Source organism: Actinomadura darangshiensis (genome assembly GCF_004349235.1).
Taxonomy (GTDB): Bacteria; Actinomycetota; Actinomycetes; order Streptosporangiales; family Streptosporangiaceae; genus Spirillospora; species Spirillospora darangshiensis.
The window spans coordinates 19,532-31,970 of the sequence record NZ_SMKY01000017.1 but is presented as its reverse complement, the minus strand read 5'-3'; the positions used below and the strand labels follow the sequence as shown (position 1 = coordinate 31,970).

9 protein-coding genes are annotated in these 12,439 nt (G+C 72.3%); 5 read left to right on the top strand and 4 right to left on the bottom strand.

Annotation, left to right across the window (positions count from 1 at the left end; genetic code table 11):
- Positions 1-17: 17 nt before the first annotated feature.
- The 3 genes from E1293_RS06310 to E1293_RS06300 all read left to right on the top strand — a co-directional run bounded on the left by E1293_RS06310 (position 18) and on the right by E1293_RS06300 (position 2,715).
- A complete protein-coding gene (locus tag E1293_RS06310) occupies positions 18-536 on the top strand; it encodes a MarR family winged helix-turn-helix transcriptional regulator (protein ID WP_132194788.1) in 519 nt (172 codons plus the stop codon).
- A complete protein-coding gene (locus tag E1293_RS06305) occupies positions 533-1,372 on the top strand; it encodes an EamA family transporter (protein ID WP_165978100.1) in 840 nt (279 codons plus the stop codon). The genes E1293_RS06310 and E1293_RS06305 overlap by 4 nt, the downstream gene beginning before the upstream one ends.
- Before the next feature lie 89 nt (positions 1,373-1,461).
- Positions 1,462-2,715 carry a PucR family transcriptional regulator gene (locus E1293_RS06300; protein WP_243716052.1) on the top strand — a complete coding sequence of 418 codons (1,254 nt, stop codon included), beginning with the start codon at positions 1,462-1,464 and terminating at the stop codon, positions 2,713-2,715.
- A 17-nt stretch (positions 2,716-2,732) separates the two neighbouring features.
- Here the strand turns inward: E1293_RS06300 and E1293_RS06295 are convergent, their stop codons facing one another.
- The 3 genes from E1293_RS06295 to E1293_RS06285 are packed head-to-tail and all read right to left on the bottom strand — an operon-like array spanning position 2,733 to position 6,807.
- Entirely contained in the window at positions 2,733-4,523 is a 1,791-nt protein-coding gene (locus tag E1293_RS06295) for a fatty acyl-AMP ligase (RefSeq protein ID WP_132194782.1), read from the bottom strand.
- Positions 4,520-5,497, bottom strand: coding sequence for an acyl-CoA desaturase (locus tag E1293_RS06290; RefSeq protein WP_132194780.1), 978 nt, complete (start codon positions 5,495-5,497; stop codon positions 4,520-4,522). The genes E1293_RS06295 and E1293_RS06290 overlap by 4 nt, the downstream gene beginning before the upstream one ends.
- 38 nt (positions 5,498-5,535) lie before the next feature.
- Entirely contained in the window at positions 5,536-6,807 is a 1,272-nt protein-coding gene (locus E1293_RS06285) for a lipase family protein (protein WP_132194778.1), read from the bottom strand.
- 235 nt (positions 6,808-7,042) lie between these two features.
- Between E1293_RS06285 and E1293_RS06280 the strand changes: the two genes are divergently transcribed.
- Both E1293_RS06280 and E1293_RS06275 read left to right on the top strand, forming a co-directional pair.
- Positions 7,043-8,245 (top strand): RNA-guided endonuclease InsQ/TnpB family protein, encoded by a 1,203-nt coding sequence (locus E1293_RS06280; protein ID WP_132194776.1) that lies wholly within the window; start codon positions 7,043-7,045, stop codon positions 8,243-8,245.
- Positions 8,246-8,326: 81 nt separating this feature from the next.
- Positions 8,327-9,517: an MFS transporter gene (locus tag E1293_RS06275; protein WP_132194774.1), complete on the top strand. Its 1,191-nt coding sequence runs from the start codon at positions 8,327-8,329 to the stop codon at positions 9,515-9,517.
- On the opposite strand, the gene E1293_RS06270 is transcribed toward E1293_RS06275, so the two are convergent.
- Positions 9,495-12,428, bottom strand: a complete 2,934-nt coding sequence (locus E1293_RS06270) for an AfsR/SARP family transcriptional regulator (RefSeq protein ID WP_132194772.1) — start codon at positions 12,426-12,428, stop codon at positions 9,495-9,497. The two genes, E1293_RS06275 and E1293_RS06270, sit on opposite strands and share 23 nt — an antisense overlap.
- Positions 12,429-12,439 lie beyond the last annotated feature (11 nt).

Here is a 12,439-nt window from a genome sequence, read left to right as displayed (position 1 = left end):
CCTATAATGCATGAGTCATGCATGAACGATTGGCGAACCTGCTGGGCGCCGCCTCGCTGGCGGTGACCGACCTCGTCCTGGCCGGGGCCACGGACGCGGGACAGGTGAGCGCGAGCGGAGCGGCGGCGCTGATCGTCCTGTCGGACGCGCCCGATCTCGGCGTCACCGAACTGGGGCGGCGGGTCGGGCTGACGCAGTCCGCCGCCGCGCGCATGGTCGACGGGCTCCAAGCCGCCGGGCTCGTGGAGCGCCACCGCGGCGCAGGACGGGTCGTCCACGTGCGGCTGACCGGGAAGGGCGCCGAAGCGGTACGCGGAATGCTGGCCGCCCGAGACGCGCCGCTTGCCGGGGTGCTGACCGTCCTGGACGAGGCCGAGCGCGAGGCCCTCACCGGCCTGCTCGCCAAGCTCCTGACCCGCCTCTACGACGCGATCGGCGACTCCGAGGTGATGTGCCGGCTCTGCGACCGGCGATGCTGCACAGCGGGCGCCGTCTGCCCGGTGGGCCAGGCCGAACGAGACGCGGGAGGCGTGTGACGGGCGCACTGCCGGCACTGGCTTCGGCGCTGCTCTACGGCGTCGCCGACGTCTGGGGCGGCCTGCTGTCGCGGCGGGCCGACTTCGCCGCGGTCGCCCTCCTCGGCCAGGCCGGCGGGCTCGTGTGCGCGGTCGCCGCCGCGCTGTTCATGCCCGCGACCGGCATCGCCGCCGCCGACCTCGGCTGGGGCGCGCTGTCCGGGGTCGGCACGGGCCTGGCGATGGTGTTCCTCTACCGGGGCATCAGCAAGGGGAACCTGAGCGTCGTCGTCCCGGTCAGCGCGGTCGGCGGGGTCGCGCTGCCCGTCCTCGTCGGCGTCGCCTTCCTCGGCGATCGTCCTTCACCGGTGGCCTGGGCCGGGATCGCGGTCGTGCTGCCCGCGCTCTGGCTGGTGTCCCGGTCGCGTTCGGACGACCAGGGCCGGGTGCGGGCGGCGCTCGTCAACGGGCTCGTCGCCAGCGGCGGGATCGGCGTCCAGTACCTCGCGCTGGCACAGGCGGGCGACGACTCGGGGGCCTGGCCCGTCGCGGCCGGGCGGGTCGCGGCCGTCCTCGCGGTCGCGCCCATGATGTGGCCGTCCGAGCGGCGTTTCCCGTCCCCGGCGATGAGTTTCTGGTCGGCGGCGAACGGCGGGCTCGCCGCGGCGGCCCTCGTCTTCTACCTCCTCGCGACCCGCGAGCAGCTCACCGTGATCGCGGTCGTCCTGTCGTCGCTGTACCCGGTCGTACCGGTCCTGCTGGGCGTCACGGCGCTGCGCGAGCGGCTGTCTTGGCCGCAAGCGGCCGGGCTCGGCGGTGCGGGCGTGGCCGTCGTACTGCTGACGTTCGGGGCATGACAAGGAATCAGGCGGTCTTGTCATTAATGTGAGTGTCTTGTGTGACGTGCGCTACTTAGCCTGGCGGCCCGGGGTGTCCGCTCATGGAGGTGACACTTTTGACGGAGCTGCACGAGAGGTCCGCCGCGACCGACGACCTGTCAGGGGAACCTTGGCGCGACGTACCCAGAGAAGAAGCGCAATGGATACGCCCCCATCTCCCGGCCCTGGTGGACTCCATGGTGGACGGCGTGCTTCGGCACGTCCCGGAGTACGCCCGGCCGGACGACCCCGTCTACATCGAGGTGATGCGGGGCGCGGTGGCGCAGGGAATGGGCCATTTCGTGCAGATGATCGCCGACCCCGACCTGCCCTGGCAGGAGGTCCACCAGGTCTTCTTCGACATCGGCTACGGCGAGGCGATGGAGGGGCGCAGCCTGGAGCACCTGCAGAACGCGCTGCGGGTCGCGTCCCGGACGGCCTGGCGGTACCTGTCGCGGGAGGCCGAGCGGCTGGCCAAGCCCCGCGAGCTGGCGATCGCGTTGACCGAGGTGAACTTCGCCTACCTTGACCTGCTGGCCTCCGCCGCCGCGCAGGGCTACGCGCGGGCGCGGGAGAAGGCGGCGGGCGAGCGGGAGCAGCGCCGCAGCCGGCTGCTGAGCCTGCTGCTGTCGGACCCGCCCGCGCCGAAGGAGATCGTCGTCGAGCAGGCGAACCTCGCCGGCTGGGCGCTGCCCGAGCGGCTGGCGGTGATCGTGCTGAGCCCGCGTCCCGGCAGCGGCGGCGAGGGGCCTGCGGGGCTGCCGCCGTTCCTGCTGAGCGGCCTGGACCGGGGACGGCCGTGCCTGGTCATGCCCGACCCGGACCGTCCCGGCGGGCCCGACCGGCTGACCGCCACCCTCCGCGGCTGGACGGGCGCGGTCGGCCCGCCGGTGCCGGCCGACCAGGCCGGGATCTCGCTGCACTGGGCGCACCGGACGCTCGACTCGATGGCGGCCGGGCGGCTCGCGCGGAACGGGTCCGGCACCCTCGTCCACGCCGACCGGTACGTGCCGGACCTGCTGCTGCAGGAGGGCTGGACGCTGGCGGAGGCCGCGGCGCGGCGGCGGCTCGCACCGCTCACCGAACTCGGCCCGCACCGCGGCGCCCGTCTCGCCATGACGCTGCTGGAGTGCCTCAAGCACGGCTTCAACGCCACGGACGCGGCCGAGGCGCTGTGCGTGCACCCGCAGACCGTCCGGTACCGGCTCGCGCAGCTGCACGAGATCTTCGACTACGACATCGAGGACCCGGCGATCCGGCTGGAGCTGATGCTGCTGCTCCCCGTCTGGCTGCGCGACGACGCGGACGGGGAGCGCCCCTGAATTCAGCTCGGCCCGGCTCAGCGCGGCTCGGTGACCGGGAGGCCGCCGTCGACGTAGGCGAGGCGGCAGGCGGACCGGGCGATCTTGCCGCTGCTGGTGCGCGGCAGGCCGCCGGGCTCGATCAGCACGAAGTCGTGGACGCGCAGGTCGTGCTGCTGGTTCACGGCCGTCCGCACCGCCTGCGCCACCTCGTCCAGGTCGAGCAGCGCGATCGGCACCCGCCGGTTCCGCTCGGCGATCACGACGAGGCCCTCGGTGTCGCCGGTGTCGACGGAGACGGCGCAGGTGTACTCGCGGCGGATCGCCTTGTGCGCGCCGGACACCGTGAACTCGATGTCCTGCGGGTAGTGGTTGCGGCCGTCGACGATGACCAGGTCCTTGATCCGGCCGGTGACGAACAGCTCCCCGCCGTGCACGACGCCGAGGTCACCGGTGCGCAGCCAAGGACGCCGCGGCAGATCGCCCGGGCCGTGTTCCTCCTGGGGGGACGACCCCCCAGACCCCCCGGAAAAGCCTTTGAGCTCCGCCTCGAACGTTTCCTTGGTGGCCTCAGGGCGCCCCCAGTAGCCGGCGGCGACGTTCGGGCCGTGCACCCAGATCTCGCCGACCTGGCCGTCCGCGAGCCGGGCGCCGGTTTCGGAGTCGGCGATGACGACGTGCTGGCCGTAGGACGTCCCGCAGGCGATCAGCTGGATCGCGCCGGGCGCGCCGGCGTCGCACGGCTCGGCGACGCCGCGGCGCAGCCCCTCGTGGTCGAACGCGGTCCGGGTCGGCTCCCGGAACCGGGACGACGCCGACACGTAGACGGTCGCCTCGGCCAGGCCGTACGCGCACACCTGCGCCTCCGGCCGCAGCCCGCAGTCCTTGAACGCCTCGTAGAACCCGCTGAGCGTGCTCTCCCTGATCGGCTCGGCGCCGTTCATGAAGACCTGCACGCCGCTGAGGTCGAGCTTCTCCTTCTCCTCCTCGGTGACCTGCGCGGTGAGGTATTCGTAGGCGAAGTTGGGCCCGCCGGTGAACGCGTGCTTCTGCGCGCTGAGCAGCTCCAGCCAGCGGACGGGCCGCATGATGAACGCCACCGGGTCCATGATCACGCCCGGGTTCCCGTACACCAGCGGCAGCGCGACCGTGGTGACCAGGCCCATGTCGTGGAACACCGGGAGCCAGTTCACGCCGGACGACTCGCGCGGGATGCCCTCGAACGTCCGCCACAGCTGCTCGGCGTTCGTCGCGAAGTTGCCGTGCGTGATGATCACACCGGCGGGGGTGCGGGTCGAGCCGGACGTGTACTGCAGGTAGGCGACGTCGCCGGAGTCGATCGGCTCCGGCGTCCAGTCGAGCGTCCCGTCCACCTGGTCGGCGACGATGACCTCGGCGGGCTCGCGGACGGAGTTGTCGGCGAGGAACGACCGCACGTGCGGCAGCGACGCGCTCGTGGTGATGACGACGTCGGGTTCGGCGTCCTGGTAGACGGCGAGGAGCCGGTCGCCGTGGCCGGGCAGGTCCGGGGAGAACAGCGGGACGCCGATGACGCGCGCGTACATGGCACCGAGGAACCCGGTGACGTAGTGCAGGTCCTGCGGGGCGAGCAGCGCCACCCGGCTTCCGGGCCCGGTCGCGCGGCGGATGGCGGCGGCGACGGAGCGGGCGCGCCGGTCCAGCTCGCCCCAGGTGACGTCGGTGGCGACGCCGTCCGGATCCGTCATGTAGTCCATGAACGTGTAGGCGCGGTCGCCGGGGAAGTCCTTGGCGAACCGGGCGAGCCGCTCGATCAGCGGGGTCCGGTCGAGTGCGGGGAGGTCGGTCATGTCTCACTTCCGGTGCTGGTGACGCTCTTGCCGGAGACACGGCGGCCTGCGAGGCGCTCGTGGTCGGGCCATCGGACGTCCCAGACCCAGCCGAGCTTCTCGAAGGCCCAGATGACCCGGGCGCTGATGTCGAGCTGGCCCTTGAGGACGCCGTGCCGCGCGCAGGTCGGGTCGGCGTGGTGCAGGTTGTGCCAGGACTCGCCGAACGACGGGATCGCCAGCCACCACACGTTGCGGGCCTTGTCGCGGGTCCTGAAGTCCTCCTTGCCGAACACGTGGCAGATCGAGTTGATCGAGAACGTGATGTGGTCGCCGACGAAGACGCGCATCACCCCGGCCCAGAACAGCGCGGTGACGGCGCCGTGCCACGAGAAGGTCAGCAGGGCGCCGAGCCCCATCGGGACGAGGAACGTCGAGACGACGATCACGGCGTAGACCGGGTCGAGCGACAGGAACCGGATGTCGGAGTCCTTGAGCAGGTCGGGCGCGTACTTGCTGCGGGACGTGCGGTCCTTGCTGAACAGCCAGCCCATGTGCGCGTGGTAGAGGCCCTTGGTGAGCCCCCACACGCCGGGCCCGTACGCCCACGGCGAGTGCGGGTCGCCCTCCTGGTCGGCGTACTTGTGGTGGCGGCGGTGGTCGGCGACCCAGCGGATCACCGAGCCGTGCATCGCCTGGCCGCCGAGGATCGCGAGCGCGATCCGCAGCCAGCGCTTGGCCTTGAAGCCGCCGTGCGTGAAGTGCCGGTGGTAGCCGACCGTGATGCCGATCGCGTTGAGCGGATACAGGAACGCGAAGATGGCCACGTCGCTCCAGCCGATCCCCCAGCCCCACAGGATGGGGACGGTGCTCAGCAGGCCGATGATCGGCCCGACCACGAACACCACGACCGCGATGCGCTCGGGCAACGGGACGGTGCCCGAGATGTCCGGCTGCGGGGTTCGGCTGCCGACGTCGGCGACGCCCGCTGTCATGTTCAGGACTCCTCGTTCGATGGTGGTGGGGATGCGGTTCAGCAGTTGCCCTGGGCGGGCTTGCCCTCGAAGCGGTCGCCGAGGAAGTTCGTCACGTCCCCGGCCGCTCCCCAGTCGGTGGACAGGTGCTCGGCCGGGTAGGTGTTCTTCCACGTCGTGCTGATGCCGGCCTTGCAGTACGCCTGGCGGGTGGCGTCCTCGGTCTCGTGCGGGATGATCTCCTCCAGCCAGCCGCGGTACTGGAACACCGGGAAGCCGATCTTGTACTTCGCGGCCGAGGACGGGGTGCCGATGCCGGCGCCGAGCTTCTGCCGGTCGACGATGTCGCCCCACGTCACACCGCCGGGCCCCTTGAGCGCGTAGATCTGGTCCAGCGACAGACCGTCGGTGGAGAAGTTCTCGACCTTCGCCCCGAGGAAGACGGCGAGCGTCCCGTACAGGCAGTTCGACCCCACGTCCTTGATCGCCTGCTTGCCCCGGTCGTTCATCAGCTCGTCGAACGGCATCTCCGGGTGGGTCGCGTGCAGGCCGACGAGCGCGTCGGCGAGGAAGCCCGCGAACAGGCTCCCGTTCAGCTGCTTCGCGGTCACCTTCAGGTCTCCGGGCACGCCGCCCGCCGCCGCACCGGCGACGTCCAACTCGGGGGCGTAGGACGCGGCGAGCTGCGCGCCCCACAGCGCGGCGGCGCCGCCCTCGGAGTAGCCGGAGATGCCGACCTTGCCGTCAGGGGTGAGGGTGCCGCCCGGGACCTGGCGGGACGTCCGGACGATGTCGAGCAGCGCGTGCCCGGCGTTAGCGCCGACCATGTACGTGTGGACCTGGCCGTTCAGGTAGCCGACGCCGTCGGTCGCGGCGACCGCGTACCCGGCCTTGAGGAACAGGGTCAGGTTCGCGCCCTCGTACATGTCGACGTACTGGCCCGCGAGCTGCTTGGAGAAGGCGCACTGCTGGCCGGAGCCGAGCGTCCCGGGGTTGAACGCGACGGTCGGGCGGGAGCCGCCCTTCGTCCAGGCCGCGTCCGGGACCGCGACCGTGCCGGTCACCACGTTCTTGGCGCCCTTGGCGTCGGTCGAGACGTAGCGGACCTTCCACGCCTTCATCGGGACGTCGCCGGGGATGTTCGTCAGCTTCGCGGGGCGGCAGGCGAGCAGGTCGCCCGGGTTCCCCGGCACCGCCGCCGGCGCCGCCGCGTAGATGTCCGCGTCGGTGGCCGTGCAGCCCGGCGGTGCCGCCATCGCGGGCGGCGCGGCGGCGGGCACGCCGAGCGCGGCCCCTAGCGCCGCGGTGGTGAGGAGGGCACGAAAGCGCATTCTCGCTCCAGGGGTGGGCTGGAAACCGAATGCTGACGACTGTGTCCCAGGGGGCGTGACGCGCGGAATGAAGTCCTGTCACATGCCGAGGCGCCGTTATTAGCAATCAACTCAATAAGCGAGGAGGCCGGCCACCGCCGCGATCCCGTCCCGGACGGCGGTCTCGCCGAGGTCGCCGAAGTCGAGATCTGACCGTTTCGCTCACCAGTTCGAAGGCATGCGGTAGGGTCATCGCATGCTGCGGACAGAGACGAATGGGGAGCCGGGTGTCGCCCGGTACACCTACCGTCTGCGTCTGTCCGGCCGCACCCACAAGGCCCTGTTGCGGGAGTGGGATCGGTGTCGCTGGGTGTGGAACCAGTGCGTCGTCGAATCTCGTGCCGCCAACCTGGCGGGAGAGGAGATCGGCCCGGCGGCGCTGGACCGGAAGCTGACCGGCTGGCGCGCCGCGCACGGCTGGTTACGTCGGGGTGCGAGTGTGCCGCAGCAGCAGATCATCCGGGACTTCGGCCGATCGCGCGCGAAAGCGATCAAGGACATCCAGGCGCGGCTGCCGATGCGGCAGCGTGTGGAGATGCCACGCTTGAAGAAGCGGGGCCTCGCGAATCCGACGCTGAACTACACCCGGCGGGGGTTCCGGATGCGTAACCGTCGCCTGCTGCTGGCGGGCGGCATCGGGGTGAGGGTGGTGTGGTCGCGGGAGTTGCCCGCCGAGCCGTCGTCGGTGCGGGTGTACCGCGACAGCCTCGGCAATTGGTACGCCTCCTTCGTCGTCCCCGCCCAGGTCGAGCCGTTGCCCGTCACCGGTAGGGCGATCGGGGTCGACGGGGGTGTCAAGGAGCTGGCGACCACCACCAGCGACATCCACGATCTTCCGCACCCCCAGCACGGCAAGACGGCCGCTGCGAAGCTGGCTCGGTATCAGCGGCAGATGGCCCGCCGCCGTACCCTCAAGGGCATCCCCCGGTCTAAGGGGTATAAGCGCGCCGCGCGCCGAGCCGCCCGGCTGCACAAGAGGGTGCAGCGGCAACGCCAGGACACGGCCCGCAAATGGGCCAAGCAAGTCGTGCGTGACCATGACCGGATCGCGGTGGAGGACTTCCGGCCCAGGTTTCTGGCGCGCTCGACGATGTCGCGCAAGGCCGCCGACGCGGCGATCGGCGCCGCCAAACGCGAACTGATCGACATGGGGCGCAAGCACGGTCGGCTGATCGTGCTGGTCGACCCCAGGAATACCACTACCGATTGTGCATCGTGTGGAGCGAGAACCAAGCACGCACTGCCACTGTCGGAACGCACGTACTCCTGCACGAGGTGTGGGGTGTCTCGTCCCCGGGACAAGAACTCCGCGCATGTGATGCTGGTCCGGGCAGGTTTCGTCCCGGCCGGTGCCGAGGGTGTAAGACCTGAGAGCCCGCCGGGCTCTGAGGCGACCTGAGCCGGAAATCCCCGCGAACCCCATAACGGGAGGGAATCCCCTTCCCGTTAGGGAGGGGAGGATTCAACTAATGTCATGGCCATGAGCGAGCGCGAGACGCTACAGCGGGAGAATACCGTCCGCTACCCGCGTCCGCGCTTGGTGAGTCGGTCCCTCGCGCTCGTGTTCGCGGCCACCTTCAGCACGCTGACGGGGTTCTTCCTGCTGCTTTCGGTCGTCCCGATGTACGCGGCGGCCGGCGGGGCCGGCGGCGTCGGCGCGGGCGTCGCGACGGGCGCGCTGATGCTGACGACGGTGCTCGCCGAGCTGGCGCTGCCCCGGCTGCTCGCCCGGTTCGGGTACCGGCGGGTGTTCGGGACGGGCCTGCTGCTGCTCGGGCTGCCGTCGCTCGCGCTGCCCTTCTCGCAGGGCATGGCGATGATCACGGCGGTGAGCCTGGTGCGCGGGCTCGGCTTCGCGGTCACCGTCGTCGCCACGAACGCGCTGGTCGCGGAGCTCGTCCCGGCGGAGCGGCGCGGCGAGGGCCTCGGACTGTTCGGGATGGTGGCCGGGGTGCCGTCGGTGCTCGCGCTGCCGCTCGGCGTGTGGCTCGCCGGTCAGGTCGGCTACACACCGGTGTTCGTCGCGGCGTCGGTGGTGTCGCTCGCCGCGCTGGCGATCCTGCCCGGCCTGCCCCGCCACGTCGCCCACGCGTCGTCCTCGTCGGCGGACCGGCCGTTCGGCATCGCGGCGGGGCTGCGGTCGGCGGCGCTGATGCGCCCGACCCTCGCGTTCGCCGCGGCCGCGATGGCGGCGGGGATCCTGGTGACGTTCCTGCCGGACGCCGTCCCGGGCGGCGGCGTCGCGGCGGCGGCCCTGTTCGTCCAGCCGGCGGCCGCGACGCTGACCCGCTGGTGGGCGGGACGGGCCGGGGACCGGTACGGCGCCGGACGGCTGCTGCCACCCGCGGTGGTCGTCGCCGCCTCCGGGATCGCCCTGCTGTTCCTCGTGCCCGACACGGCCGCCGTCTTCGCCGCGATGCTGCTGTTCGGCTGCGGGTTCGGCGTCGTGCAGAACGCCAGCATCGCCGTGATGTTCGAGCGGGCCCCCGCCTCCGGCTACGGGACGGTCAGCGCGCTGTGGAACGTCGGCTACGACGGCGGCATGGGCGTCGGCGGCGCCGCATTCGGCGTGGCCGCCGCCCAGACCGGCTACCCGGCCGCCTTCGCGCTGACCGCCGCCGTGATGCTGCTGGCCCTGCCGCTGACCGTCACCAGGCGCGCCGGGCCCTGATCCGGTCGACGTCGCCGCGCTCGGCTTCGGGGAGGGGGGCGCCGGCGGCCTCGCGGGCCTCGGACGCGGCGGCCAGGGACTTTGCGGCTTCGTCGGGACGGCCTGCGAGGGAATGCGCGCCTGCCATGCCTTCCTGGGCCAGGGCGATCGCGCGTGGGTTGCCGGTCGCGCGGGCCGCTGCGAGGCCCTCGGTGTGGAGGTCGAGGGCCTCGTCCGCCTCGCCGCGGAGTTCGGCTATGAAGCCCAGTTCGGCGAGGAGGAAGGCGAGGCCGGGGGCGCCGTCGACGTCGCGGCACCAGTCGAGCCAGCGGCGGAGGATGGTCTCGGCCTCGCCCAGGCGTCCGCGGCGGCGTGCCGCCAGGGCGAGGCCGATGTCGGCGAAGTTCTCCATCCGCTTGTGCGACTCGCGGACGGCCAGCCGCCTGGCGCGTTCGTGCAGGTCGTCGGCCTGGTCGGGGTCGCCTTCGAGCAGGGCGACGCGGCCGAGGCGGGACAGGCGGGCGGAGACCTCCGTCCAAAGGCCGGACTCTTCGGCATCGCGCAGGCCGCGCTCGTGCAGTTCTCGCGCGCGGGCGTATTCGCCCGTCACCTCGGCTAGGAGGCCGAGGGTCTCGGCGGCCTGGAGACGTCCCCAGCGGTCGCCGGTCCTGCCGAACAGGTCCAGGGCGCGCTCTCCGGATCGTCTCGCCTGGTCGAGGTCGCCGGCGGACAGGGCCTGGGCGGCCTGGGTCGCGTGTGCCGCCGCCTCGCCCCAGACATCACCGTCCGCTCGGAATCCGGCGAGCGCGCGTGCCGTCAGGTCGCCGATCGCGTCCAGATCGCCGAACCCGGCGCGGACGAACCCGAGGAACCAGCGCGCCCAAGCGGTGTCGTCCGAGGCCAGGGCGTAGCGGACGCGCTCGTCCCGGTCGGCGCCGTCGCCGTCGAGCATGGTGAACGCGGTGTGCCAGGTCCGGGCTCTGGCCGTGGACTTCGCCGTGGAGACGGACAGGACACGCTCGAATGCTCGGCGCGCCTCGCCCGGCCGTCCCCACAGGAACCAGGCCCACCCCATCGCGTTCACCAAGCGCAACGCGAGGTCAGGGTCGGCGCCGTCGAGGGCGACGCGGATGTTGCCGGTCTCTGCGCGGAGCTGCCTCAACGCGTCCCTCTGGGCAGGACCGCGAAGGTCGACGCGTTCGGCGAGGCCCGCGTAGTAGGCGGCGTGGCGGTGGCGCGTCTCCTCGTACTCGCCCGCCTCGTGAAGGCGTTCGACGCAGTACGCGGCGATCGACTCCAGCAGCCGGTAGCGCCCGTTGCCGGCGACGACGAGCGACCGGTCGACGAGGTCCGCGAGCACCTCCACCTCGGCGCCGCAGACCGCTTCCGCCGCTTCGAGGGTGCATCCGCCCGCGTGGATCGCCAACCGCCGCAGTACCGCCCGTGCGCGTTCGTCCAAGGGCTCCCAGCTCCAGTCGATCAGCGCGCGGAGCGTCCGCTGGCGGGCCGGGGCGTCCCGTGTGCCGGACGAGAGCAGGCGGAACCGGTCGTCGAGCCGCGCGGCCAGTTCGTCCACGCCGAGCGCCCGCGCACGGGTGGCCGCCAGTTCCAGTGCCAGCGGGACGCCGTCGAGCCGGTCGCAGATCGCCGTGACCGCCGCGCCGGCCGGGATGCCCGACCGTTCCGCGAACAGCCGGGCGGCAGCGCGGGAGTTCAGGGGTGGGACGGTCCAGAGCCGCTCACCCGAGATCGCGAGCGGCTCCCGGCTCGTGGCGAGGACGCGCAGGTCGGGAACGTCCCGCAGGAGTCGGGCGGCGAGCAGTGCGGCCGAGTCGGTCACATGCTCGCAGTTGTCGAGGACGAGCAGCGCCCGCTTCCCGTGCAGAGCCTCGCTGAGCCTCCCGGCTGGACTCTCACCGGAGCCCGCATCGTCGCGCAGCCCCAGCACTCCGCCCACGAACGACGCCATGTCGTCGATGGACGCCCCCGCATCCAGCCCTTCGTCCAGCGGTACGAGCCAGGCCGCGTGCAGCCGGCGCGCGACCGCCACGGCGAGCCGCGTCTTGCCCACGCCGCCCGTCCCGTGCAGCGTCACCAGGCGCGCCTCGTCCAGCAACCTGGTCAGCTCGCGCACGGCTTCGTCCCGGCCGATGAGAGGAGTCACGTCAGCGGGCAGGTTCCCGCTCGTCCCGGTGAACACGGGTTCGCGACGGAGAATGGCCGTCTGCAATGCCACCAGGTCGGGGGCCGGGTCCAGGCCCAGTTCGTCCCGCAGCCGGACACGCAGATCGTCGTACGCGGCCAGGGCTTCGGCGGGACGGCCCGCGCCGTAGAGCGCGCGCATGTACGCGGCACGGAGACGTTCTCGTAGCGGGTGCTCGTCCACAAGCCCGCGCAGTTCGGCCACCAGCGCCGCGTCCTCGCCCGACTCCGATCGAGCCTCGGCGCGGCTCTCCATGGCGGCGAGACGCAACTCGTCCAGGCGCAGGATCTCGGCGAGCGCGAACGGCGCGTCGGTGAAGTCGGCGTACGCGGGGCCTCGCCACAGCGCCAGCGCGTCGGTCAGGAGCGAGGCGCGGGTCGCCGCGTCGGGGTCTGCCATCGCCTGCTCGGTCAGGTGGGCGAAGGTCTGCGCGTCGGTTCGCGCGGCCAGCCGGTAGCCGGGCGGACGCGATTCGACCAGCGCCCGGGAGCCGGGCTCGGCGTCCTCCAACGTCCGGCGAAGCTGCGAGACGCGGGCCCGGAGGGTCGCCACCGGATCGGCGGGCAGGTCGACGCCCCACAGGTCGTCGATGAGCCGGTCGGCGGAGACCACTTCTCCCGCGTGCGCGAGGAGGTCCGCCAGGAGCACGCGGACCTTCCGGTCGGCGACCCGGACCTCCCGGCCGTCCTCCGTCCGCACCTCCAGCGGACCGAGGACCCCGAAGCGCATATGCCCACCGT

Coding starts and splice junctions, on each gene's coding strand:
- E1293_RS06310 (WP_132194788.1), top strand. CDS start 18: ATGCATGAACGATTGGCGAACCTGCTGGGCGCCGCCTCGCTGGCGGTG.
- E1293_RS06295 (WP_132194782.1), bottom strand. CDS start 4,523: ATGACCGACCTCCCCGCACTCGACCGGACCCCGCTGATCGAGCGGCTC.
- E1293_RS06290 (WP_132194780.1), bottom strand. CDS start 5,497: ATGACAGCGGGCGTCGCCGACGTCGGCAGCCGAACCCCGCAGCCGGAC.
- E1293_RS06285 (WP_132194778.1), bottom strand. CDS start 6,807: ATGCGCTTTCGTGCCCTCCTCACCACCGCGGCGCTAGGGGCCGCGCTC.
- E1293_RS06280 (WP_132194776.1), top strand. CDS start 7,043: ATGCTGCGGACAGAGACGAATGGGGAGCCGGGTGTCGCCCGGTACACC.
- E1293_RS06275 (WP_132194774.1), top strand. CDS start 8,327: ATGAGCGAGCGCGAGACGCTACAGCGGGAGAATACCGTCCGCTACCCG.
- E1293_RS06270 (WP_132194772.1), bottom strand. CDS start 12,428: ATGCGCTTCGGGGTCCTCGGTCCGCTGGAGGTGCGGACGGAGGACGGC.